This is a genomic window from Caballeronia sp. AZ10_KS36, from assembly GCF_023631105.1.
Classification (GTDB): domain Bacteria; phylum Pseudomonadota; class Gammaproteobacteria; order Burkholderiales; family Burkholderiaceae; genus Caballeronia.
In genome coordinates this window covers 31,524-52,365 of the sequence record NZ_JALQDQ010000001.1, presented here as the reverse complement: position 1 = coordinate 52,365, position 20,842 = coordinate 31,524, and the positions used below count along the sequence as shown (strand labels likewise).

Here is a 20,842-nt window from a genome sequence, read left to right as displayed (position 1 = left end):
TTGTTACTGCTTTTGCAGCTTGGTGACGGTGAGGGCTCCGTTCACTTCTTCGGCGACGAAATCGATGTTGTCACCGACTTTGACTTGCGACAGCATCGCCGGGTCTTTCACCCTAAAGACCATTGTCATGCCTTCCATACCGAGGTTTTCGAGCGGGCCGTGTTTGATGGTGAGCTTGCCGACTGCGTTATCGACCTTTTTCACCTCGCCATGCGACATGCTGTTTGCCGAGTCGGCGCTTTGCTGGGCGCCTCTTTGCATGCTCGTGTCTTCCATGTCGCCCGCTGCGTACGCGGTCGCGGACAGCGCTGCCGCGCAACCGAAGACCATGGAAGCAATCGCGTTTCTCATCGCTTTCTCCTATCTATTGATGAACGACCAGCCGTGCGCTCGCACGGCGTTTCTTGACTCAGCCCTCCGGCAAGTCGCCGGTGTACTCGTATGCGACGGTTCCATTCGGGTGCCTGAACCAGCCTGGGTCTCGGTAGTCGTTTCGGCCAAGGCCTTGCCGCACCTTGACCACAGTGAACATCCCGCCCATTTCGAGCGGACCGAAGGGGCCGCTGCCCGTCATCATCGGCAGCGTGTTGTCGGGAAGGGGCATTTCCATATCGCCCATCGCGCCTCCCGTGCTGCCCATGGCCATGTAGTCGGGAACGAGCTTGTTGATGCGCTTGGCGAGGTCCTTCTGCGGCACGCCGATCATGTTCGGAACCTGATGCCCCATCGCATTCATCGTGTGATGCGACTTGTGGCAGTGAAATGCCCAGTCGCCGGGGCGGTTCGCGGTGAACTCGATCGCGCGCATCTGACCGACCGCAACGTCAACCGTCACTTCCGGCCAGCGCGCCGACGGGGGAATCCATCCGCCGTCGGTTCCTGCGACTTCGAAGCTGTAGCCATGTAGATGAATCGGGTGATTGGTCATGGTCAGGTTGCCGAAGCGGATGCGCACGCGGTCGCCGGCGCGCACCGGTAGCGCGTCGATACCGGGAAAGACTCGCGAATTCCACGTCCACATGTTGAAGTCCGTCATCTCGTTGACGCGCGGCGTGAAGCTGCCCGGGTCGATGTCGTAGGCGGACATGAGGAACACGAAGTCGCGGTCGACCGGCATGACGCTGCGGTCCTTCGGATGCACGATGAACGTGCCCATCATCCCCATGGCCATCTGAACCATCTCGTCCGCATGGGGGTGGTACATGAATGTTCCGTGTTTCTCGAGCTGGAACTCGTAGACGAAGGTCTTGCCCGGCGGAATGTGCGGTTGCGTCAGTCCTCCGACGCCGTCCATCCCTGATGGCACGAGCATTCCATGCCAGTGCACGGTGGTGTGCTCCGGCAGTTTGTTCGTCACGAAGATGCGGACCTTGTCGCCTTCCACCGCTTCGATGGTCGGGCCCGGCGCCTGGCCGTTGTATCCCCAGAGATTCGCCTTCATGCCCGGCGCCATTTCACGGACCACGGGCTCGGCAGTCAGATGGAATTCTTTCCATCCGTTCTTCATCCGCCACGGCAGTGACCAGCCGTTCAGCGTGGCGACTGGCGTATAGGGGCGGCCATTGGGTGGAACCAGCGGTGGCTGCGTGGTGGTCGCTTCCATCGTCGGCGCTTCGGGAAGCGACGCCGCGCCGGCCTTGCTGACCAACGCGGCGCCGAGGAGCGCAGCGCCCGAGCCGCCGAGGAAATTTCGACGTGAAACCATGTTCATTTACCTTGTGAATGCGTCGGCGACGCCGGTTGCGTCGGAGAAGCGGGCAGCGGCGCATCCTGCACCGGTCCCTGAGGCGGGAGTCGTCCGCCAAGCGACTGCTGCAAGTCGGTCTCCGCGGCCCAGTAGTCTTTGAGCGCGTCGATGTATCCATTGACGGCCGCGACCTGGTCGCGAGAATCGGCAAGCAGTTCGAACACACTCGTGAGCATGCCGTTGTAGCGCAGCAGCGTTTCATCCGAGATGGTCTTGCGCAGAGGCACGACCTCGTCGCGATAGTGCTTCGCAACGTCGTAGCTAGTCACGTAACTGGCGTACGACTCGCGCACCTCGGAGCGGGCGTCGATTGCCGTTTGAGCCAGCCGGTTCGCCGACTGCATATAGATGGCTTCGGCCCGCGCCACCTTCGCGCTACCCCAATCGAAGATGGGAATCTCGACACTGATTTCGTACCCCTGCTCGCGCCCCTTGTCCGTCTCGAAGTTGTTGAGATAGCCGACATCGAGCGCATTGATGAAGCGTGTCGCCTTGCTGACTCCCAAGGAGGTGGCAACGCTTTGCGTCCTCAGCTTCGCCGCCTGAATGTCGAGGCGGTTCAGCATCGCAAAGCGTTCGAGCTCGTCGAGTCGAGGCCTCTCCTTCGGCAGATCGGGCAGCCGGTCCGGCAACTGGTACTGAGTCCCCGAACCCCACAGGCCCATCGTTCGAGTGAGCTTCTCGCGAGCCGCGACCGACCGTTGCCGGGCTTTCGCCAACTGTGCGACCGACTCCGCGTAAAAGGCCTGCTCGCGTGCATAGTAGAGCTTGCTGAAATTGCCCGCCTGCCGCATGCGCAACGCGAGTTCGGCGCCGGCCTCGGCCGAGTCCCTGACCTGAGCGGCATAGAGGGCTGCCTGCTCCGCAGCGACAGCGTTGACGTAGGCTTTGCGGGAGTCGGCGGCTACGAGCAGCATCGCGTTGGCCGTCTCGAGCTTCGTCTGTTCGAAGCGGCTACTCTCGATGCGCGTTGCCACAGGCAGCGTGAGAATCCCCAATATGCCCATGGAGAACGTCCGGCTGATTCCGAAGCCATCGCTCCAGTGCGTCCGGCTGAACGTAAAGCCCGGATTAGGCAGGCGGCCCGCCTGCACGAGATCTGCCTCGGAAAGGCCTAGCTCCGCGTATGAAGCCTGGAGTCCGCGGTTGTTCAACAGCGCGACCTGGACAGCGTCGTCCATTCCGAGCGGCTTCGATAGCAGTTCCTGCGTGCGCTTGGTTGCAGCGTCGCGGTCCTCGTCAGTCCTGATGTAGACCGCATCCTTGCCAAGGCGCTCGGACGCGGTCGTCGACACGGCGGTGAATCCTCCGTCCTTCGAAAACGTCGTGCAGCCGGCCAGCAACAGCGTGGCAACGGCGAGGGACGCCACGCGGTCCGGTGAGAGCTTCCGAATCATCTGGACTCGCTCCCGTGTTCGTGACCGCTTGGCCTGTCCTGTGTCGCAGCCGGTCGATGACCGTGCTTCATGGCGGTCTGACCTCGGCTGGGCGCGACAGCACGGTTCAACTGCTGCCAGCTCGGAGCTTCGCCGTCCTGCCAGGGCTTATAGCCGTCGAACGCGGACTGCACGGTGACTGCCGGAACCGATGCGTCCGCATCTGTCGGGTCGGGCACCACGGCTGTGGCGTGCGCGAGCAACGGCAACACTGCGCTTGCGCTCAGGAGCGCCGCAGAGAGTGTTCGCATGAGTTTTTTTCTCGTCGTAAATCATCCGGCGTCCGTGAAGGAGCCGGAGAAACATGCCGGTCGCAGCGAATGGCTGCGAGTGCGCGGATTAGACGAGAATGGAGCGGGGAGGCCGTTCGATGCCGCCGGTCAGAAACAACGCGACACCGGCATCCTTGGGCAATGGGATGGAGAAGTGAGTCAGATCAACAGAAGCGGTCGCCGTAGGTACGACGGGTAGCGCTGCACCGACACAGCAGGAAGCGCACGTCGAACAGGTATGAACATGATGGCCGCCGTTGTGATGATGACCAGCATGCTCATCATTGTCGGCTATGACCGTATGGTCGCCTGCTGCCTCGGACTGATGGAGGTGTTGATGCGACGATGCTTCGTCATCGGCCACCTCAGACGGTGCGCAAACCATCGAGACGGCCGCGAACGACTGAACCGGAAGGCTCAGTGCCAGCAACACGACGATAATGAATTTGCGCCAGTAAGACATAGTCGCAAAGTCTAGCACGGGGTGGCGAGTTCTGAAGAACGCGCCAGGGCGCGATGATGTGACTCGCGCGCTCGTCTTGACATTACCACGATGGGAAGGTGCATGCTACGAAGCATCACAGACGAGCGGAGGCTGAAATGGAATTCAAGGTGGCGGATATGTCGTGCGGAGGATGTGCGAACGCAATAAAAAACGCCGTCGCGAAGCTCGACCCGGATGCGAAAGTGCGAATCGACATCGCAGAGAAAACGGTCACGGTCGAGTCGTCGTTCAAGCAGGGTGAGATTGCCTCTGCCATCGAACAGGCTCGCTTTCATCCGGTCGCCATCGCGCCGTCCGCGTAAGCAAGCGCCCGGGCGGATGCTTATCGCTCTCTGATCCGGGTCATTCGCTGGAACGGTAGCCTGCCGCTGCGGCCGTGCGGTCATGTTCGTGCCTTGCGCAGCCGCAGCGCATTGCCGACGACGGAAACTGAACTCAGTGCCATCGCGGCGCTTGCGATGATCGGGCTTAACAAGATCCCCAGCCACGGATAAAGGATACCGGCGGCAAGCGGTATGCCGATGGCGTTGTACGCGAACGCGAAGAACAGGTTCTGCCTGATGTTCCTCATCGTTGCGACGCTGAGCGAGCGGGCGCGCGCGATACCGCGCAGGTCACCCTTCACGAGCACGACCCGGGCGCTGTTCATCGCTACGTCGGTGCCCGTTCCCATTGCAATGCCGACGTTTGCCTGAGCGAGCGCGGGTGCGTCGTTGACGCCGTCGCCGGCCATCGCCACGATGCGTCCCTGCTGCTGCAGTTCCTGCACGTGCCGGTACTTGTCCTCGGGCAGGACGCCCGCCTTGACATCGTCGAGGTCCAGGGACTCGGCAACAGCCGTTGCAGTAACCCGATTGTCGCCGGTCAGCATGACAATTCTCACGCCGGACGCTTTCAGCTGGCGCACGGCCTCTGGCGTCGTGCCCTTGACCGGGTCCGCAACGCCGATATAGCCAGCGAGCTCGCCGTCTACCACGACATACATCACCGTCTGGCCGGCCTCGCGCAATCTGTCCGTCTCTTTTCCGGCCGATGCGCAATCGACGCCCAGATCCGCCATCAGTCGAGCGTTACCCAATGACACGGTGTGTCCGCCGATTCGTCCGGTGACGCCCTTCCCGGGAATGGAGTCGAATGCCTCGACCTGTGATGTCTTCGCACCGGACTCCTTCGCATAGGATGTGATGGCCTGCGCAAGGGGATGCTCGCTGGCGCTCTCCAGACTTGCCGCGTAGCCGATCACCGCCCGTTCCTGAGCCGAGTCGAGGGCGACTACCCGTTGAACGCGCGGCTTGCCCTCCGTCAGCGTTCCGGTCTTGTCGACAACGACGGTGTCGACCTTTTCCATCAGTTCCAGGGCTTCCGCATCTTTGATGAGTACGCCTTCCTGCGCGCCGCGACCGACGCCCACGATAATCGATACAGGCGTCGCGAGGCCGAGTGCGCAAGGGCACGCAATGATGAGAACGCTAATGGCAACGACCAGCGCGTTAGCGAGCGCCGGAGCCGGCCCTGCGACGGCCCAGACGAGGAAAGCGCCGGCCGAGATGCCGATGACCGCCAGCACGAACCATCCCGAGACCTGGTCGGCCAGCTTCTGTATGGGGGCGCGCGAACGCCCCGCCTCGGCGACCATCTGCACTATTCGCGCGAGCAGCGTATCAGCGCCGATTTTCTCCGCGCGCATCAAAAAGGTCCCCGTCTGATTGACTGTCGCACCGGTAACCTTGCTTCCCGCGATCTTTTCTGCCGGAATCGACTCACCGGTAATCATCGACTCATCGACACTGGAACGTCCATCGACGACCATGCCATCGACTGGGATCTTCGAGCCGGGCTTCACGCGCAGCAAATCGCCCACGGCGACCGCTTCGAGAGCGATGGTCTCTTCGCTACCGTCTTGTCGAATGCGAAGTGCCGTATGCGGTGCAAGGTTGAGCAGATCGCGGATCGCAGTCGACGTGCGCGACCGCGCGCGAAGTTCGAGAACCTGACCAAGAAGTACCAACGTAACGATGACTGCCGCTGCCTCGAAGTACAGCGGGAGTTCGTCGCCTTGCCTGAGAGCGCGTGGTAGCTGATCCGGAAAGAACAGTGCGAAGACGCTGAACAAGTAGGCCGCAGCCACGCCCAGCCCGATGAGGCTAAACATGTTCAACTGCCGGGTCTTGAACGACTTCCAGCCGCGCGTCAGAAACGGCCAGCCGCACCACAGCACGACCGGCGTCGCCAACACGCCTTGGACGCACTGGGACCACGACGCTTTCATCCAGTGAGGCCATCCGGAGAACAATCCGTTCAGTATCGCATCGAGGTCGAATGGCAAGATCATCTTGCCCATCGTCATCAGCAGCAGCGGAACGGACAGGACGAGCCCTACCCAGAAGCGGCGGGACATCGACTCAAACTCGACGTTTCGCTCCTCAGTGACGGCCGGAGTCAGTGGCTCCAGCGCCATGCCGCAAAGAGGGCATGCGCCCGGCGCGGCGGCCCGTATCTGCGGATGCATCGGGCAGGTATAGACGACGCCAGTAACAGGTACAGGCGCTGGCGCCTTCGGGTTCGTTCCGGTCTTGGGTCGCAGGTATGCGTCGGGGGCTGACTGGAACTTCCGTCTGCAGTCGTCGCTACAGAAATAGTACGTGTGTCCCCGGCAGGTCTGGCGATACGCCGAGTCGCGTTCGACCTCCATGCCGCAAACCGGGTCGGTCGTTCGCCCCGCGACAGCGCCGTCGTGCTCATGAATGGCACCGTCGCGTGCGTGCGTATGTGACTGAACCATGGAAGCAGGCCGCCGGCATCAATGGACGTGAATCGTATCGTCTTGTGAGAGTCGCGGAACGAAGCGCGGCGTACGTGCCGCGTATGCGCGCCACGCGTCGCCGAATCGCGCCTCGGAGTCCCGCTCTTCCTGTATCGCGAGTCGCACGTACATAAACACCAGCACGGGGAACATGAGCAGGGTGACGAGCGTCGGCCATTGCAGCAAAAAACCGGACATGATGACCACGAGGCCGACGTACTGCGGATGGCGAATCTTCGCGTAGGGGCCCGTGGTCGCCAGTCTGCCGTTTCGCTGGGCGTCGTACAGCACATGCCAGGCGCTGGCCAAAAGGTAGTACCCGGCGAACAGGAGGGCGATGCTCAAGATGTGCGGCATGCCGAAATGCGGGTCGCCGTGCCGCCCGGTGATCATCCACCAGATATGGCCCGAATCGTGTGAGAACAGGTTCGTCTGCGGATAGCGCGTTTGCAGCCACCCGGAAAGCAGATAGATGGTGAGCGGAAACCCATACATCTCGGCAAAGAGCGCACCGATGAACGCTGAAAAGCATCCGAACGTCCGCCAATCGCGCTTTGTCGCTGGTTTCACGAAGCTGAACGCGAAGATGATGAACACCAGGGAGTTGATGACCACCAAACTCCACAGGCCGTAGCCCGGACCCATGTTAGTCATGGTTGCCTCCTGCTTCCGGCCGCCGTTGCTTGCTCGATGAATCGTCATGTGCACGTCCATGTGCATGTCCATGCCCGTGACCGCGATGCATGAAGAGATGCATCAGCGGACAGGAAAGCAGCAACAGGTAAGGCAACACGCCGAGCAAGTGGGCACGATGCTCCGAGAACAGCAGAAATCCCGCGATTGCCGTGAACACCAGCATTGCGATCGAAGCACGCGATTTGAAGAAGGGCCGCGTGTCGTGGCTGAACTCGTTCATCGAATCTCTCCCTAGCCGATGCCCGACAGTGTCCTCACGATAATTGCCCGCAACCTTCAAACAACTGACGCAGGTCAACGGAACGCGGGAACGGGCGGCGGCACGACCGCGCCTCTGTGGACAACCCTGTGATCACTGCGCCGGGAAACCTGTTCGCCGTTTCTGCATAAGTCGGCGCTTCGCTGAAGACGGTGAAAGTTGTCCTCTCCTCGCGCCGCAAACCGCACGGCCGTACCGAAGTTGTTTACTTCGCAAGTGCCTGACGCCAAACGCAAGAAGTCGGTTATCCACTGATTCGTGCGAGGCTTGTTAACTACTACCACGTATACATATGCGATCCTTTTGGTTTACTTAGAACGGCAGTTGAGCAGATGAGAGCCGAATTCGACGCGGAGCGATTACGTCAGACGTCCTACAACGCATGGCACAGCGACATCGGCGCGGTAGCTGGCCCTTTCCGGGTTAACGAGCGTGTCGCGTTACCGCTAATTCACGGTAGTCTACATAGGACGTCATACAACCAGTCAGCGCGCAGCCACCCCAAGGAGGCACCATGCCGTCGTCGACCGCGTACCAACCGTTGCCCAACGCCTTCAGGGCGTCTCTACGTGCCCGCGAGAAGCTCATCGGCTGCTGGGCGTCGCTGGCAAGTCCGATCGTCACTGAACTGCTCGGCGTCGTCGGCTTCGACTGGATGCTTCTCGATGCCGAGCATGCGCCCAACGACACGCTCACGCTCATCCCGCAATTGATGTCGCTCAAGGACAGCGTGAGCGCGCCGGTCGTGCGGCCGCCCGCGAACGAGCCCGTCGGCATCAAGCGGCTGCTCGACGCCGGCTTCGTCAACTTCCTGATTCCGTTCGTCGACAGCGCCGCCGACGCGAGCCGCGCGGTCGCTGCGACGCGCTATCCGCCGGAAGGCATTCGAGGCGTGTCGGTCGGGCATCGCGGGAATCGTTACGGCACCGTCGCGGATTACTTCAAGGTGGCGAACGACAATATCAGCGTCGCCGTGCAGATCGAGAGCCGCGCAGCCGTCGATGCCATCGACGAAATCGCGGCCGTAGACGGCGTCGATGCGCTCTTCGTCGGTCCATCGGATCTCGCCGCCGCATACGGTCAGCTCGGCAACGCGAATCATCCGGACGTGCAGGCGGCCATCGCGCACGTCTTCGAGCGCGCGCACGCGGCCGGCAAGGCGAGCGGCATTCTCGCTCCCGTGCAGCAGGACGCCGAGCGTTATCTGTCGATGGGCTGTACGCTCGTCGCAGTGTGCGCCGATCTCGGCATGCTCAGAAACGCGGCGCAGGCCGTGAAAAAACACTTCATCGCACAATGAGGCGCGAGCGGCACGCTCGCCCGACTCGAACCCGAATACAAGGAGCAGATTCATGACGACGAAAGCAGGCTTCATCGGTCTCGGCATCATGGGGCATCCCATGGCGGCGAATCTCGTCAAGAACGGCGTGGAGCTGGCCGCGTTCACGCGCAGCGGCGTGCCGGCCGAGTTGACGCAAGCGGGCGCCACCGCGTGCAACAGCCCGGCGGAAGTCGCGCAGAATGCTGACATCGTGTTCCTGATGGTGCCGGACACGCCCGATGTCGAGCGCGTGCTCTTCGGCGAGAACGGCGTCGCGGATTCGCTGCACGCCGGTCAGATCGTCGTGGACATGAGCTCGATTTCGCCGATCGCGACGCGCGAGTTCGCCGCGAAGGTCCGCGAGCGCGGCGCGGATTATCTGGATGCGCCCGTGTCCGGCGGCGAAGTCGGCGCGAAAGCGGCATCGCTCACGATCATGGTCGGCGGCGCGCAAGCCACGTTCGACAAGGTCAAGCCGCTCTTCGACATGATGGGCAAGAACGTCTCGCTGATCGGCGACGTCGGCGCGGGACAGGTCTGCAAGGTCGCGAATCAGGTGATCGTCGCGGCGACCATCGAGGCGGTCGGCGAGGCGCTCCTGCTCGCGTCGAAAGCAGGCGTCGATGCCGAGAAGGTCCGCACCGCGTTGATGGGCGGCTTCGCGTCGTCGCGGATTCTCGAAGTCCACGGCGAGCGCATGACCAAACGCACGTTCAATCCGGGCTTCCGCATCGAACTGCATCAGAAGGATTTGAATCTGGCGCTCTCGACGGCGCAATCGCTCGGCGTCTCGCTGCCGAACACGGCGACGTGCCAGGCGCTCTTCAACGCGTGCGCGGCGCACGGCGGCAAGGCGTGGGACCACTCGGGGATGGTGCGGGCGCTCGAGCTTCTGGCGAACCATGAGATCGGGCAGGGAGCGAAGTAAGGGCGCTGCGGTTCGCGACCGCTACGTCGTCCGCTACGCCGCCTGCTTCAACCGCTCGATCAGCGCCATCGCGGCCGCAGGATTAGCGGCCTTATGCCCGCTGATGACGTAGAGATAAACATCGCGCGCCGACGCCTTCGTCGGCGCCTTCCCGACCGTCTGCAAGTCTTCCGGCGCACCGCCCGCCGCCCATTCCGTCGCGCGGGCGGCCCAGCGGTCGAGCGCGGCCTTCGAGTAGCCGAGCTTTTGCTTCTCGGTCGTGCCCATGATGCGGGCATAGACGAACGGCGCCGTGATATCCGCGATTTGCGGATACGCCGAATCTCCCGCCACGACGACCGCGATCCCGTACTTCCTGAGCAGCGCGACGAACGCGGCATCGGCGAAACTCTCGTGCCGCACTTCCACGGCATGACGAATCGCGCGGCCCTCGACGGTGGCGGGCAGCAGCTTCAGAAAGCGCTCGAAGTCTTCGGGATCGAAGTGCTTCGTCGGCGCGAACTGCCAGTTGATCGCGCCGAGCTTGTCCTGCAATTCGAGCACGCCGCTCGCGAAGAAGCGTTCGATGGAATCGCCCGCTTCGGCCAGCACGCGGCGATTCGTGGCATAGCGCGGCGCCTTCAGCGAGAACACGAAGTCGTCGGGTGTTTCATCGCGCCACTTGGCGAACGTGTCCGGCTTCTGCAAACGGTAGAACGTGCCGTTGATCTCGATGCTCGTCAGCGCGCGGCTCGCGTATTCGAGCTCGCGCTTGTGCGTGAGACCTTCGGGATAAAAGGTGCCGCGCCACGGCTCGAAATCCCATCCGCCGATACCGACACGAATGCGTGCCGCGTTCTCCGTCTTCTTCTTCGCCGCCATCGGGCCTCCGGTCTCATGCAAGATCGCTGGATGACACGAGTGTAGCGAACCCTCGGCGAACCGGCACGAGCGTGCGCCGCGCGGCTTGACGCTATTTGCGCCCGACGAGATAGCTCACGCCTCGCGGCCCGTATTGTTCGGAATGCTCGACGTTGGCCGGCAGATGAAAGACATCGCCCGCGCGATACAGCCGCGCCTCGTCGCCGACGCGCAAGGTGATTTCGCCATCGACGATAAGCGCCTTCGCTTCGAACGGATGTGCGTGTACGCCGAGCGAGACGTCCGGTTCGCGGGTGACCGTGACGACTTCGTGAAAGCCTTCGGCGGAAAGCTGGGCGAGGAACGCGTCGCGGTGCATGAGGGCGGTCTCGGCTGGGAGAGTGGGAAGGGCGGGTCGCGTGGACGAGAAGACGCGCCCTCCATGCACCGATGTTAAGGCAAGCGTTTATCAGTTGCCGAAGAAGATGTCGCACTGCGGGCCGCGCACGCACGGCTTCGAGATCGGGTCGCGCCGCATGGCGGCGGAGCCTGTATCGCTGCGCGTGGAAGGAACGCCGCCGTAGGACATGTCGCCGGTCTGGCTCTGGGTGTCGGCGGACTGCGTCCACGTGTCGGGCGTGGCCTGGCCCGGCACCTGTGCCGTCCGATAGTAGCTCTGCTGCGCCGAGGCGACGCCCGCGGTAGAAAGCAACGAGGCGGCGACGGCCGCCATGACGAGACGTGATTTCATGTTGTGCTCCTAGATAGTGACGCGCTGGCGCGCAGGCCGCGCATCTGACTCGCGGCACGGTGTCATTTCGCTGGATCGCGTTCAGCAACCTGTGCGCCGCGCGCAATTCAAGTTATAGGCCGCGTTTGTCCAATGAACAGCCAATTTGCTTATACGCTCGCGATCCTGTCGGCGACATGACGCGACGCCGACAAGAACGACATGCACCGTGTACGTGCCGCGCCGCGCGGCCCTAGAATGCGAGCATCCACAGTCACACGGAGCGCGCCATGACCGTCACCATCTATCACAACCCGCAGTGCGGCACCTCGCGCAACACGCTTGCGCTGATTCGCAATGCGGGGATCGAGCCGAATGTCGTCGAATATCTGACGGCGCCGCCGAGCCGCGAGACGCTCGTCGCGTTGATCGCGCGTTCGGGCCTCAGCGTGCGCGACGCGCTGCGGGAAAAGGGCACGCCATACGCGGAACTCGGGCTCGACGATCCATTGCTCAGCGACGATCAACTCATCGACGCGATGCTCGCGCATCCGATCCTGATCAACCGGCCGTTCGTCGATACGCCACTCGGCGCGCGGCTGTGCCGGCCGTCGGAACTCGTGATCGATCTGCTGCCGTCGCCGCAGAAGGGACCCTTCGCGAAGGAAGACGGCGAAGTGATCATCGACGAGACCGGCAAGCGCGTGCGCTAGCGCTCCAAGCCGTTACGTCGCGTTACCTTTCTGGCATCGCTGTTGCACCTGTGTCAGGCGTCGCTCTCTAGACTGCATCTGACTCACACGGCACTCGGTGCAGGGAGGAAAGCGAAATGAAAAAGAAACTTCTTGGTACGGTTATCGGGCTGGCGGGCATGGCGGCGCTGGCCGCGTCGGCATCGGCGTCCGCGCATGTCGATGTCGCAGTGGGAATCGGCGTTCCGGCCTACGGGGTGCCTTACTATGCGCCGGCCCAACCGGTGTACGTGCAGCCGGCGGTGCCCGTCGCCTACGGCTACGGTTATGGCGATGGCGGCGACCGCTGGCGCGAGCGCCAATGGCGTGAGCGGCGCGAATGGCGCGAGCATGAATGGCGGCGCGAGCGTCGCGAAGAGCGCTGGCACGATCGCCACGGCTGGTAATGAAAGACGCTACGGGACGACGCGGCGGGCTTGAGAGTTCGCCGCGTTTTTGTTTTGCCGACTCGTCATGCAAGCCGCGCCGTTTTTGACGCGTTACCGTAGCTTCCCCTGCACTCGATACCACGCCATGAGCCAGCCACCCAAGTTCTCGATGATTGACGGCGCGCCCACGCCCGTCGGCCCGTTCTCTCACGCGGCCGAAGCCGACGGCTGGGTGTTTCTCACCGGCCAGATGCCGACCGATCCCGACGACGACAGCGCGCCGCTGCCCGAAGGCGTCGCGGCACAAACGCGGCGCGTGATGAACAACCTGATTCTCGTGTTGACCGGCCTCGGCCTGACGCTCGATCACGTGGTGAGCGCGCGCATCTTCCTGACGGAATTCAAGCGCGACTACGACGCGATGAACGCCGTCTACCGCTCGTATTTTCAGCCGAAGCCGTTGCCGGCGCGCACCTGCATCGGCGTGACGGGGCTCGCGCGCGATGCGCTCGTGGAGATCGACTTCATCGCGCGGCGGCCTTGATTCGACGGTTCACTTGCGCGCCTTCGACGCGTCCACCCAGCGGAACGTGAGATTGATGCGCTCGCCGCGCGCGCCCGGCTCTTTCGGCACGCGATGCACCCATTCCTGCTGCGTGCGTCCGCGCATCACGAGCAGGCTGCCGTGCGTCAGCGAAAGCGCGTGCGTGGCGTGCGTGCGCGCGTGACGGAATTCGAACGTGCGCGTCGCGCCAAGGCTCACCGATGCGATCACCGGCTCCGGGCCGAGCTCGCGCTCCTTGTCGGCGTGCCAGCCCATGCTGTCCTGCCCGCCGCGGTAACGGTTGATGAGCACGCTGTTGAAGCGCGCGCCGCACGTGGCTTGCGCGGCGTCGCGTAACTGCGCGACGGCGGGCGTCCACGGCTGCGGCACGTTGCGGATGCCCGAATAGACGTAGACCGCGTCGGGCTCGCCTTGCCACGCAGTGAGGCGCGGCAGCGGCACGCGGCCGCCCGGCGTGTTCATGGTGTCCTGCTGCCAGCGCACTTCGTCGATTAGCGCAGCCATCAGGTCGGAGCCGGCGTCCGCGTCGATCCAGTCCGGATGCCACGCGATATCGGGCTTGGGAATGTCGTCGAAGAGATCGAACATGGCAGTGCGGATGCAGCCGAAAGAATCACGATAGCAGAGCCGTCGCGCGGCGGCATTGCGCTCTCACCCTGTCCGACTGTGCCGCATGTGCTACAGTCGGCCGACTATCTCGATAAAATGCGAAGACTGCGCATGACTCTCAACGCCGAAACGAATCACGGCGCGCTGGGCCGCCGTATCCTCCTCGTCGATGACAGCGCCGATGCGGCCTTCGCCCTGTCGATGCTGCTGGAGGCGCTCGGCCACGAAGTGCGCACCGAGTCCGACGGCGTGTGCGCGCTCGACTCCATCGACGACTTCCGGCCGGACGTGGTGGTGCTGGACATCGGCTTGCCGGGCATGAACGGGTTCGAGGTGGCGCGCGAGATGCGCAAACGCGATGCGACCCGCGGCGCGCTGCTGCTCGCGCTCACCGGCTACGGCAGCGAGGAAGACCGGCAGACCGCGCTCGATGCCGGCTTCGATCATCATCTGACCAAGCCGGTTTCCATCAACGATCTCGAGGCGCTGATCACGCGCCCTTGAGCGGCCGTTTTAATCCGCGATCCGCAGCTTCGCCATGTACGGCAAGTGATCGGAGAGCCACGCGGTATCCTGCGTCGGCACGATCCACTGCACCGGCTTCAGACCGCGCACGAACATCTTGTCGAGCGCGAGCGCCGGCGAGAAGGCCGGGAATGTGCGGCCGGATTCACCGAGCATCGTGGCCACTTCGTTCATGCCGAGTTCGCCGAAGAGTGGCACCGAATCGTTGCGCCAGTCGTTGAAGTCGCCCGCCAGCACGAGCGGGCCTTCTGGCGCTTCCTTCGCGATCCAGTGCGCGATCCAGTTCATCTGACGCAACCGCGCGGCGCGCGTGAGCGCGAGGTGCGCGCACAAGAGCGTGATCGAGTGTCCCCCGAACGTCGCGCGCGCGACGAGCAGCCCGCGCTTTTCGAACCGATGCGCCGAGATATCCCAGCGTCCGGACAGATCCAGCGGATGCGGCGAAAGAATCGCGTTGCCGTGCCGCCAAGACGGCTTGAAGACGTTCGGCCCGAGCGCGATTTGCAGCTCCAGCGCAGTGGCGATTTCGGTGGCCTGGCAATGCCAGACATCGTCGAGCGGAGCGGAAAGCGGCTTGCCGAAGCCGCTTGCGAGCACCGGCTGCGGCAGCCGCCGCGCCATGGCTTCCTGAAGAAAATAGACGTCCGCGTTGGTGGTCTGCACCCACCGCTGCATGGCGTTCCAAGCGCGCAGGCCGAGCGGCGAGCGGCCCTTATGCAGATTCCAGCTCACCGCCGTGAAATCCGGCGTGACCGCATTCGCGGACGGTGCTGGCGGAAGATGTTCTGGATTTCGCATGCGTTCGTTCTTGTGTGCGTGGTGCGCCGGCTTACTGCGCCGACGCGGACGAAGCCAGGCTCCCGCGCACCCGGTAAAGGAGCGACGGATTGCTGTCGATGATCTGCCACTGCGCCCATTCCCCCGGTTTCAACACGAGTCCGGGATGCGACGCGGCCACCTGACGCGGCGTCGGCGGCACCTTGCAGCCCGAGGCCGACGTCTGCGAGGCGTCGCTTTCCAGCGTCTCCTGCGCTTCGATGGCGAGCGTGATGTCGTCGGTGCTCGCGTGCGTCGGCGAAACGGTGAGCGTGCGTAGCAGGTCGATGTCGCCGGCCGGCTTGTCCGCGCAGCCGACGCGGTTTTGCACGATGTTGTGATGCGTATCGGTTTTCGCCTGGCCGACGTTCGTGGTGGCAGAGAAAGAGTCGATCTGCTGGCCGTCGCGCACCACTTGCAACTCCCAGTCGACCGGTTGCGGCGTGCTTTGCGCAAAAACGCCGTGGCTCGCGGCGAGACACGCGCAGGCGACGAGCGCGGATCGGATGAAACGCGCAAAGGCGATGCGATTCGTTTTAGTCATTGAAAGCTTCTCCGGCGCGGGCTGATCGGATGGCGGCCGACGCGCGCAACTCACAGGGCGCGGCGGCCGCCGAACGCGTGTTGCCCGGCGACTTCGTTCTGACAAGACGGACGGGGCGCGGTTCAGCGCATGAGCGGTTCATGTGAGGCCGCGTCCCGTCGATTCCAACCTCGCGGCTTGGTGAGCACGTTCCGAACCCGCCCGCCGCGGCATCGCGACGATGATACTCGCGTGCGCCGTGCGCGCCCCGCTTTCTCAAAATTGGCAGCAGACGCCCGCGACTGCTCGCTTGCGCGCGATTCTTTCGTCGATACACTGGACTCGTCGAAGCGAAAAAAGACGGGGTGCGACATGACGACGGCCGTGGTCAAACAAGAACTGGCAGTGGCGTCGTTCAGCAAGGTCTACAGTCTCGACGATGTCGAGGCCGCGCTGAACGATCTCTCCGAAGGCGCGAGCGAAGCCTTGCGCGCGACTTACGAAAAGATGCTGAAGGTGGGCAATCTGCGCTTCTGCGTGAAGCCCAACCGCATGCCTTCCATCGACGATCTCGCGGCATCGCTGCCGAATTTCGAGGAACCGCTCGACGATATCCGCAAGCAGATCGCGCTGTGCCTCGAAACCGAAGACCGCCTCGAACTCATGCCGATGCTTCTGCTCGGCGAACCGGGCATCGGCAAGACGCACTTCGCGAAGCAGCTTGCGCGGCTGCTCGGCACGTCCTGCCACTACGTCGCGATGAGCTCGCTCACGGCGGGCTGGATTCTGTCGGGCGCGTCGTCGCAATGGCGCAATGCCAAGCCCGGCAAGGTGTTCGACGCGCTCGTGAACGGCAGTTACGCGAACCCCGTGATGACCGTCGATGAAATCGACAAGGCCACCGGCGACGCGCAATACGATCCGCTCGGCGCGCTCTACGCTTTGCTGGAACGCGACACAGCGCAGAGCTTCATCGACGAATTCGCCGAGGTGCCCATCAACGCGGGCAATGTCGTGTGGATCGCCACGGCCAACGACGCGCGCGCGATTCCCGAGCCGCTTCTCAACCGCATGAACGTGTACGAAATCCCGGCGCCGGACCGCGAGGGCGCGCGCCGCATCGCGCAGGCCATCTACGCGGAGATTCGCGAGGCGCACGCGTGGGGCAGCCGCTTTCCCGAGACGCTCGGCGACGCGCCGCTCGATGCGCTCACGCAGGCGTCGCCGCGCGGCATGCGGCGGGCGATGTTGAACGCGTTCGGCAACGCGCGCATCGACGGCAGGCACCATGTCGAGGCGCGCGACATCGAACTGGACCGGCAGTCGCGCCGCAAATTCATGGGCTTCTAGCCGGCTGCGGTTCCCCGAAAACCCGCTATTTGCAGCGCCTGGCGGTCATATCCTTGCCTTTTTCCGATTTGCACCGGAAAACGATGCTCGCTGCGTGCGTTATTGTGCGACGCGCAATAATCCCGCACGTAGAATAGGTCGCATCGGGAAGGCGCGGGAAAGGACATGGATCGGATCGAATGCGTGGTAATCGGGGCGGGCGTCGTCGGGCTCGCCATCGCGCGGGCGCTCGCGTTGCGCGGGCGAGAAGTGATGGTGCTGGAAGCGGGCGAAGCCATCGGCATCGGCACGAGTTCGCGCAACAGCGAGGTGATACACGCGGGCATCTACTATCCGCGCGGTTCGCTCAAGGCGGAACTGTGCGTGCGCGGGCGCGAAATGCTGTACGCGTTCTGCGAGGCGCACGGCGTGCCGCACCGGCAATGCGGCAAGCTGCTCGTCGCGACGGCGCGCAATCAGATTCCGCAGCTCGCCGCGATCGAGCAAAAGGGAGTCGAAAATCGCGTGGAAGGGCTCGTGCGGATCAGCGGCGCAGCGGCGCGGGAGATGGAGCCGCAACTGCAATGCGTCGAAGCGGTGTATTCGCCGCGCACGGGCATTGTCGATAGCCATCAGTACATGCTCGCGCTGCAAGGCGACGCCGAGAATCGCGGCGCAGGCGTGGTGTTTCATACGCCGGTTACGAGCATCGAGGCGCGCGAAGGCTGCTTCATCGTGGAAACGGGCGGGGAAGCGCCGGCGCGTTTCCGGGCGTCGTATCTGATCAACAGCGCGGGGCTGCACGCGAACGACATCGCCCGGCGCATGCGCGGCCTCGACGACCGTCACGTGCCGCCGCTCTACTTCGCGAAGGGCAATTACTTCAGCGTAAGCGGACGCGCGCCGTTCGAGCGCCTCATCTATCCGATGCCGAACGAGGCGGGACTCGGCGTGCATCTGACGATCGATATGGGCGGGCAGGCGAAGTTCGGCCCCGACGTGGAATGGGTGCCGTCGATCAACTACGATGTCGATCCGCGCCGCGCCGATTCCTTCTACGCGGCCATTCGCGCGTATTGGCCCGGCTTGCCGGACGGCGCGCTGCAACCGGCGTACGCCGGCATTCGGCCGAAGCTCTCCGGTCCCGGCCAGGCGGCGGCGGATTTCATGATCCAGGGCAAATCGGCGCATGGCGTGCCGGGACTCGTGAACCTGTTCGGCATGGAATCGCCGGGGCTGACGGCGTCGCTCGCCATCGGCGAACGGGTCGCCGACATGTTGCGCTGAGCGTTCGCCCGCGCTTATCTCCGACATTTGTCCTCATCGAAACGCTTGTGTGTTGTTATGCTCGGGCATCGCCGTCGTCAGAACGGCGCTTTCCCCCAATACAACATGGAGCGAGTCACCATGAAGACATCCCGTCGCACATTTTTGATGACGAGCGTAGGCGTTGCGTCGACGCTCGCGCTCGGCTCACGCGTCGCTTTCGCCGATGCGCCGAAGGTCGAGGAAAGCGATCCGACCGCGCAGGCGCTCGGCTACAAGCTGGACGCGAGCAAGGTCGACAAGGCCAAGTTCCCGAAGTACGCGGCGGGCCAGGATTGCGGCAACTGCCAGTTCTATCAGGGCAAGGCGTCCGATCCGTTCGCGCCGTGCCCGATGTTCGGCGGCAAGCAAGTCGCCGCGAAGGGCTGGTGCAGCGCCTACGCAAAGAAGGCCTGAGCTAGAACCGACGACCACGACAAAGCGCGCCCGGCTGCGAAGCCCGGCGCGCTTTTCTTCGTTGCGTGTCGCTTGATAAGGCCACGTGCGGTCTTTACACTCGCCAAGGAAAAAAATATCCCGGCCGCGCACGCCCGGCGCCGATCGATCAATCTACAGGGACTTGCATGGCAGACAGACCATTGAATGCGCGCGCGGTGAGCGCGGCGGTGATCGGCAACGCGCTGGAATGGTACGACTTCGTCGTATTCGGCTTCATGACGGTGGTGATCGCGCGGCTCTTCTTCCCGAGCGACAACGACTACTCGTCCATTCTTCTCACCACGGCCAGCTTCGGCGTGGCCTTCGTGATGCGGCCTGTGGGCGGCATCGTGCTCGGGCTGTACGCCGACCGCGCCGGGCGCAAACCGGCGCTCACGCTCGTGATCGCGCTGATGACGCTCGGCATTCTGCTGCTCGCGATTGCGCCGCCTTACTCGGCCATCGGCATCGGCGCGCCCATTCTGATCGTCGTCGCGCGGCTGTTGCAGGGCTTCTCGGCGGGCGGCGAGTTCGGCAGTTCCACCGCGCTTCTGATCGAGGCCGCGCCGTTTTCCAAGCGCGGTTTCTACGGCAGCTTCCAGATGGCGAGTCAGGCGGCGGCGCTCTTGCTCGGCGCGGTCGTGGGCGCGGCTATCTCGCGCGGGCTGTCGCCGCAGGCGCTGGAGTCGTGGGGCTGGCGCGTGCCGTTCATCATCGGGCTCGTGATCGGACCGATCGGCCTGTATATCCGCCGCAACATGTCGGACACGGAAGCGTTCATGCACGTGAAGAAGACCGCGCGCCGCGCGACGCTCGGCGAGGTCTTCCGCACGCATGGCCGTGAAGTGCTGTGCGGTCTCGGCGCGGTGATCGCGCTGACGGTGACGGTCTATGTGCTGATCGCGTATCTGCCGACCTTCGCCGTCAAGCAACTCAAGCTGCCGTACGGCCAGTCGTTCACGGCGCTGATCGTCGGCAATCTGCTGCTGACGGTGCTTTCTCCGGTGGCGGGCGCGTGGTCCGACCGCATCGGACGCAAGGCGCTCACGCTGTGGTCGCTCGCGATCACGCTCGTCATCATCTATCCGCTCTTCGCGTGGCTCGCGGCGGAGCCGAGCGTGATGCGTCTCGTGATCGTGCAGGCTGCGCTCTCGATCGTGCTGTCGGGCTACTACGGGCCGTTCGGCGCGCTGCTCTCCGAGCTGTTTCCCGCGCACCTGCGCTCGACGGGACTCTCGCTCGCGTACAACATCGCGGTGATGATCTTCGGCGGCTTCGGCCAATTCATCGTGACGTGGCTCATTCGCGTCACCGGCTCGCAACTCGCGCCGACGTTCTATGTGATGGCCGGCGTCGTGCTCTCGCTGATTGCGGTGGCGGCGATCCCCGCGACGCGCCACGCGGACGTCGACGTCGACGAAGCGCCCGAACCCACTCGCTAGGCGGCATCGCATGAAAGTGATCGAAAGCGGCAAGTTCACCGCCGAGCGCGCGTGGGGCGCGCTCGATATCTGCGTGATGAACGGCACGTCGTGCCGTCTGCACTGGACGGATGCGCCGTACAAGTGGCACGTGAACGACGGCGAGGAAGTGTTCGCCGTGATGGACGGCGTGGTGCGGATGCACGTGCGCGACGCAGAGGGCGAGCGCACGCTGACGCTGAAGGCGGGCGATATCTTCCACGCCCAGGCCGGCGACGAGCATTACGCCGAGCCGGTCGGCGCGGCGCGCATTCTGGTGATCGAGAAAGAAGGCAGCGTCTGAGCGACGCTCAGCGCGAAAGGCCCGCCGCGACCAGCAGTTCGGCGAGCGCTTCGGTCATGCCGCCTTCCTTCGTTTCGGCGCGTTCCTTCAGTTGCTTCACGAGCTTTTCGTCGAGCTTGCACGCGAAGGGGACGAGCCCTTTCGCTTGATCGAGCTTGCGCTGCTCGCGTCGGTCGGCTTTCGGCGCGTCGGCCGCGCCGACGCGTGCGCGCCCGCCTTGCTTGAGATCGTTGGCGAGCTTGAACGCCTTGTTCTGTTCCAGCTGAAATTTGTTCACGTGATGCTCCGGGGCCGCAGTGTCGATGGAGCCG

At 63.8% G+C, this 20,842-nt stretch carries 26 protein-coding genes and 1 pseudogene; 12 read left to right on the top strand and 15 right to left on the bottom strand.

Annotated features, from left to right (window positions below):
- Nucleotides 1-3: 3 nt before the first annotated feature.
- From NCR35_RS00285 to NCR35_RS00265, 5 genes are all read right to left on the bottom strand, one after another.
- A complete protein-coding gene (locus NCR35_RS00285) occupies nt 4-351 on the bottom strand; it encodes a copper-binding protein (RefSeq protein WP_250532565.1) in 348 nt (115 codons plus the stop codon).
- A 58-nt stretch (nt 352-409) separates the two neighbouring features.
- Complete coding sequence (locus NCR35_RS00280) at nt 410-1,705, bottom strand: copper oxidase (RefSeq protein WP_250532564.1); 1,296 nt, start codon at nt 1,703-1,705, stop codon at nt 410-412.
- 2 nt (nt 1,706-1,707) lie between these two features.
- Nucleotides 1,708-3,144, bottom strand: coding sequence for a TolC family protein (locus NCR35_RS00275; protein WP_250532563.1), 1,437 nt, complete (start codon nt 3,142-3,144; stop codon nt 1,708-1,710).
- Entirely contained in the window at nt 3,141-3,434 is a 294-nt protein-coding gene (locus tag NCR35_RS00270) for a hypothetical protein (protein WP_250532562.1), read from the bottom strand. The genes NCR35_RS00275 and NCR35_RS00270 overlap by 4 nt, the downstream gene beginning before the upstream one ends.
- Before the next feature lie 88 nt (nt 3,435-3,522).
- Nucleotides 3,523-3,918 carry a hypothetical protein gene (locus tag NCR35_RS00265; protein ID WP_250532561.1) on the bottom strand — a complete coding sequence of 132 codons (396 nt, stop codon included), beginning with the start codon at nt 3,916-3,918 and terminating at the stop codon, nt 3,523-3,525.
- 137 nt (nt 3,919-4,055) lie between these two features.
- Here NCR35_RS00265 and NCR35_RS00260 point away from each other — a divergent pair, with 137 nt between their 5' ends.
- Entirely contained in the window at nt 4,056-4,262 is a 207-nt protein-coding gene (locus NCR35_RS00260; RefSeq protein WP_250532560.1) for a heavy-metal-associated domain-containing protein, read from the top strand.
- A gap of 80 nt (nt 4,263-4,342) precedes the next feature.
- Here NCR35_RS00260 and NCR35_RS00255 read toward each other — a convergent pair whose 3' ends face one another.
- Genes NCR35_RS00255 through NCR35_RS00245 form a run of 3 tightly spaced genes read right to left on the bottom strand, consistent with a single transcriptional unit; the run spans nt 4,343 to nt 7,622 of the window.
- Nucleotides 4,343-6,742, bottom strand: a complete 2,400-nt coding sequence (locus NCR35_RS00255) for a heavy metal translocating P-type ATPase (protein WP_350029171.1) — start codon at nt 6,740-6,742, stop codon at nt 4,343-4,345.
- Between the two features lie 18 nt (nt 6,743-6,760).
- Nucleotides 6,761-7,417, bottom strand: a complete 657-nt coding sequence (locus NCR35_RS00250) for a methyltransferase family protein (protein ID WP_250532987.1) — start codon at nt 7,415-7,417, stop codon at nt 6,761-6,763.
- Nucleotides 7,410-7,622: a DUF2933 domain-containing protein gene (locus tag NCR35_RS00245; RefSeq protein WP_350029175.1), complete on the bottom strand. Its 213-nt coding sequence runs from the start codon at nt 7,620-7,622 to the stop codon at nt 7,410-7,412. The genes NCR35_RS00250 and NCR35_RS00245 overlap by 8 nt, the downstream gene beginning before the upstream one ends.
- A 610-nt stretch (nt 7,623-8,232) precedes the next feature.
- Here NCR35_RS00245 and garL point away from each other — a divergent pair.
- Entirely contained in the window at nt 8,233-9,018 is a 786-nt protein-coding gene (garL, locus tag NCR35_RS00240) for a 2-dehydro-3-deoxyglucarate aldolase (RefSeq protein ID WP_250532558.1), read from the top strand.
- A gap of 40 nt (nt 9,019-9,058) precedes the next feature.
- Nucleotides 9,059-9,967: pseudogene (locus tag NCR35_RS00235) on the top strand (2-hydroxy-3-oxopropionate reductase); the annotation flags it as partial.
- 33 nt (nt 9,968-10,000) lie between these two features.
- Here NCR35_RS00235 and NCR35_RS00230 read toward each other — a convergent pair.
- The 3 genes from NCR35_RS00230 to NCR35_RS00220 form a co-directional block, all read right to left on the bottom strand.
- Complete coding sequence (locus NCR35_RS00230; protein ID WP_250532556.1) at nt 10,001-10,828, bottom strand: DUF72 domain-containing protein; 828 nt, start codon at nt 10,826-10,828, stop codon at nt 10,001-10,003.
- 91 nt (nt 10,829-10,919) lie between these two features.
- Complete coding sequence (locus tag NCR35_RS00225) at nt 10,920-11,186, bottom strand: cupin domain-containing protein (protein ID WP_250532555.1); 267 nt, start codon at nt 11,184-11,186, stop codon at nt 10,920-10,922.
- 90 nt (nt 11,187-11,276) lie between these two features.
- Nucleotides 11,277-11,558: a hypothetical protein gene (locus tag NCR35_RS00220; protein WP_250532554.1), complete on the bottom strand. Its 282-nt coding sequence runs from the start codon at nt 11,556-11,558 to the stop codon at nt 11,277-11,279.
- Between the two features lie 269 nt (nt 11,559-11,827).
- Here NCR35_RS00220 and arsC point away from each other — a divergent pair, with 269 nt between their 5' ends.
- The 3 genes from arsC to NCR35_RS00205 all read left to right on the top strand — a co-directional run bounded on the left by arsC (nt 11,828) and on the right by NCR35_RS00205 (nt 13,201).
- On the top strand, nt 11,828-12,250 hold the full coding sequence (gene arsC / locus NCR35_RS00215; protein WP_250532553.1) for an arsenate reductase (glutaredoxin): 423 nt from the start codon (nt 11,828-11,830) through the stop codon (nt 12,248-12,250).
- A gap of 116 nt (nt 12,251-12,366) precedes the next feature.
- Nucleotides 12,367-12,675 (top strand): hypothetical protein, encoded by a 309-nt coding sequence (locus tag NCR35_RS00210; protein ID WP_250532552.1) that lies wholly within the window; start codon nt 12,367-12,369, stop codon nt 12,673-12,675.
- A gap of 127 nt (nt 12,676-12,802) precedes the next feature.
- Nucleotides 12,803-13,201 (top strand): RidA family protein, encoded by a 399-nt coding sequence (locus tag NCR35_RS00205; protein ID WP_244847431.1) that lies wholly within the window; start codon nt 12,803-12,805, stop codon nt 13,199-13,201.
- A gap of 9 nt (nt 13,202-13,210) precedes the next feature.
- Here NCR35_RS00205 and NCR35_RS00200 read toward each other — a convergent pair whose 3' ends face one another.
- The gene (locus NCR35_RS00200) at nt 13,211-13,810 is read right to left on the bottom strand and encodes an alpha-ketoglutarate-dependent dioxygenase AlkB family protein (RefSeq protein ID WP_175938331.1); all 600 of its coding nucleotides are present in this window, start codon (nt 13,808-13,810) and stop codon (nt 13,211-13,213) included.
- Nucleotides 13,811-13,942: 132 nt separating this feature from the next.
- On the opposite strand from NCR35_RS00200, the gene NCR35_RS00195 reads away from it, so the two are divergent.
- A complete protein-coding gene (locus tag NCR35_RS00195) occupies nt 13,943-14,335 on the top strand; it encodes a response regulator (protein WP_244847430.1) in 393 nt (130 codons plus the stop codon).
- A 9-nt stretch (nt 14,336-14,344) separates the two neighbouring features.
- Here NCR35_RS00195 and NCR35_RS00190 read toward each other — a convergent pair whose 3' ends face one another.
- Both NCR35_RS00190 and NCR35_RS00185 read right to left on the bottom strand, forming a co-directional pair.
- The gene (locus NCR35_RS00190; protein WP_244847429.1) at nt 14,345-15,154 is read right to left on the bottom strand and encodes an endonuclease/exonuclease/phosphatase family protein; all 810 of its coding nucleotides are present in this window, start codon (nt 15,152-15,154) and stop codon (nt 14,345-14,347) included.
- Between the two features lie 31 nt (nt 15,155-15,185).
- On the bottom strand, nt 15,186-15,716 hold the full coding sequence (locus NCR35_RS00185) for a hypothetical protein (RefSeq protein ID WP_250532551.1): 531 nt from the start codon (nt 15,714-15,716) through the stop codon (nt 15,186-15,188).
- Between the two features lie 351 nt (nt 15,717-16,067).
- Here NCR35_RS00185 and NCR35_RS00180 point away from each other — a divergent pair, with 351 nt between their 5' ends.
- The 5 genes from NCR35_RS00180 to NCR35_RS00160 all read left to right on the top strand — a co-directional run bounded on the left by NCR35_RS00180 (nt 16,068) and on the right by NCR35_RS00160 (nt 20,531).
- Entirely contained in the window at nt 16,068-17,045 is a 978-nt protein-coding gene (locus tag NCR35_RS00180; RefSeq protein WP_250532550.1) for an AAA family ATPase, read from the top strand.
- Nucleotides 17,046-17,210: 165 nt separating this feature from the next.
- On the top strand, nt 17,211-18,311 hold the full coding sequence (locus NCR35_RS00175) for an NAD(P)/FAD-dependent oxidoreductase (RefSeq protein WP_250532549.1): 1,101 nt from the start codon (nt 17,211-17,213) through the stop codon (nt 18,309-18,311).
- A gap of 120 nt (nt 18,312-18,431) precedes the next feature.
- Nucleotides 18,432-18,746: a high-potential iron-sulfur protein gene (locus tag NCR35_RS00170; RefSeq protein WP_175938319.1), complete on the top strand. Its 315-nt coding sequence runs from the start codon at nt 18,432-18,434 to the stop codon at nt 18,744-18,746.
- 167 nt (nt 18,747-18,913) lie between these two features.
- The gene (locus NCR35_RS00165; RefSeq protein WP_250532548.1) at nt 18,914-20,209 is read left to right on the top strand and encodes an MFS transporter; all 1,296 of its coding nucleotides are present in this window, start codon (nt 18,914-18,916) and stop codon (nt 20,207-20,209) included.
- A gap of 10 nt (nt 20,210-20,219) precedes the next feature.
- A complete protein-coding gene (locus tag NCR35_RS00160) occupies nt 20,220-20,531 on the top strand; it encodes a cupin domain-containing protein (protein ID WP_206467172.1) in 312 nt (103 codons plus the stop codon).
- Between the two features lie 7 nt (nt 20,532-20,538).
- On the opposite strand, the gene NCR35_RS00155 is transcribed toward NCR35_RS00160, so the two are convergent.
- The gene (locus NCR35_RS00155) at nt 20,539-20,808 is read right to left on the bottom strand and encodes a hypothetical protein (RefSeq protein ID WP_250532547.1); all 270 of its coding nucleotides are present in this window, start codon (nt 20,806-20,808) and stop codon (nt 20,539-20,541) included.
- Nucleotides 20,809-20,842 lie beyond the last annotated feature (34 nt).

What these genes read in the sequence shown, in the direction of transcription:
- garL (WP_250532558.1), top strand. Translation starts at nt 8,233, where the DNA reads ATGCCGTCGTCGACCGCGTACCAACCGTTGCCCAACGCCTTCAGGGCG.
- NCR35_RS00230 (WP_250532556.1), bottom strand. Translation starts at nt 10,828, where the DNA reads ATGGCGGCGAAGAAGAAGACGGAGAACGCGGCACGCATTCGTGTCGGT.
- NCR35_RS00180 (WP_250532550.1), top strand. Translation starts at nt 16,068, where the DNA reads ATGACGACGGCCGTGGTCAAACAAGAACTGGCAGTGGCGTCGTTCAGC.
- NCR35_RS00190 (WP_244847429.1), bottom strand. Translation starts at nt 15,154, where the DNA reads ATGCGAAATCCAGAACATCTTCCGCCAGCACCGTCCGCGAATGCGGTC.
- NCR35_RS00265 (WP_250532561.1), bottom strand. Translation starts at nt 3,918, where the DNA reads ATGTCTTACTGGCGCAAATTCATTATCGTCGTGTTGCTGGCACTGAGC.
- NCR35_RS00160 (WP_206467172.1), top strand. Translation starts at nt 20,220, where the DNA reads ATGAAAGTGATCGAAAGCGGCAAGTTCACCGCCGAGCGCGCGTGGGGC.
- NCR35_RS00260 (WP_250532560.1), top strand. Translation starts at nt 4,056, where the DNA reads ATGGAATTCAAGGTGGCGGATATGTCGTGCGGAGGATGTGCGAACGCA.
- NCR35_RS00275 (WP_250532563.1), bottom strand. Translation starts at nt 3,144, where the DNA reads ATGATTCGGAAGCTCTCACCGGACCGCGTGGCGTCCCTCGCCGTTGCC.
- NCR35_RS00210 (WP_250532552.1), top strand. Translation starts at nt 12,367, where the DNA reads ATGAAAAAGAAACTTCTTGGTACGGTTATCGGGCTGGCGGGCATGGCG.
- arsC (WP_250532553.1), top strand. Translation starts at nt 11,828, where the DNA reads ATGACCGTCACCATCTATCACAACCCGCAGTGCGGCACCTCGCGCAAC.
- NCR35_RS00170 (WP_175938319.1), top strand. Translation starts at nt 18,432, where the DNA reads ATGAAGACATCCCGTCGCACATTTTTGATGACGAGCGTAGGCGTTGCG.
- NCR35_RS00245 (WP_350029175.1), bottom strand. Translation starts at nt 7,622, where the DNA reads ATGCTGGTGTTCACGGCAATCGCGGGATTTCTGCTGTTCTCGGAGCAT.
- NCR35_RS00200 (WP_175938331.1), bottom strand. Translation starts at nt 13,810, where the DNA reads ATGTTCGATCTCTTCGACGACATTCCCAAGCCCGATATCGCGTGGCAT.
- NCR35_RS00225 (WP_250532555.1), bottom strand. Translation starts at nt 11,186, where the DNA reads ATGCACCGCGACGCGTTCCTCGCCCAGCTTTCCGCCGAAGGCTTTCAC.
- NCR35_RS00280 (WP_250532564.1), bottom strand. Translation starts at nt 1,705, where the DNA reads ATGGTTTCACGTCGAAATTTCCTCGGCGGCTCGGGCGCTGCGCTCCTC.
- NCR35_RS00255 (WP_350029171.1), bottom strand. Translation starts at nt 6,742, where the DNA reads ATGGTTCAGTCACATACGCACGCACGCGACGGTGCCATTCATGAGCAC.
- NCR35_RS00220 (WP_250532554.1), bottom strand. Translation starts at nt 11,558, where the DNA reads ATGAAATCACGTCTCGTCATGGCGGCCGTCGCCGCCTCGTTGCTTTCT.
- NCR35_RS00270 (WP_250532562.1), bottom strand. Translation starts at nt 3,434, where the DNA reads ATGCGAACACTCTCTGCGGCGCTCCTGAGCGCAAGCGCAGTGTTGCCG.
- NCR35_RS00285 (WP_250532565.1), bottom strand. Translation starts at nt 351, where the DNA reads ATGAGAAACGCGATTGCTTCCATGGTCTTCGGTTGCGCGGCAGCGCTG.
- NCR35_RS00175 (WP_250532549.1), top strand. Translation starts at nt 17,211, where the DNA reads ATGGATCGGATCGAATGCGTGGTAATCGGGGCGGGCGTCGTCGGGCTC.
- NCR35_RS00165 (WP_250532548.1), top strand. Translation starts at nt 18,914, where the DNA reads ATGGCAGACAGACCATTGAATGCGCGCGCGGTGAGCGCGGCGGTGATC.
- NCR35_RS00205 (WP_244847431.1), top strand. Translation starts at nt 12,803, where the DNA reads ATGAGCCAGCCACCCAAGTTCTCGATGATTGACGGCGCGCCCACGCCC.
- NCR35_RS00185 (WP_250532551.1), bottom strand. Translation starts at nt 15,716, where the DNA reads ATGACTAAAACGAATCGCATCGCCTTTGCGCGTTTCATCCGATCCGCG.
- NCR35_RS00250 (WP_250532987.1), bottom strand. Translation starts at nt 7,417, where the DNA reads ATGACTAACATGGGTCCGGGCTACGGCCTGTGGAGTTTGGTGGTCATC.
- NCR35_RS00195 (WP_244847430.1), top strand. Translation starts at nt 13,943, where the DNA reads ATGACTCTCAACGCCGAAACGAATCACGGCGCGCTGGGCCGCCGTATC.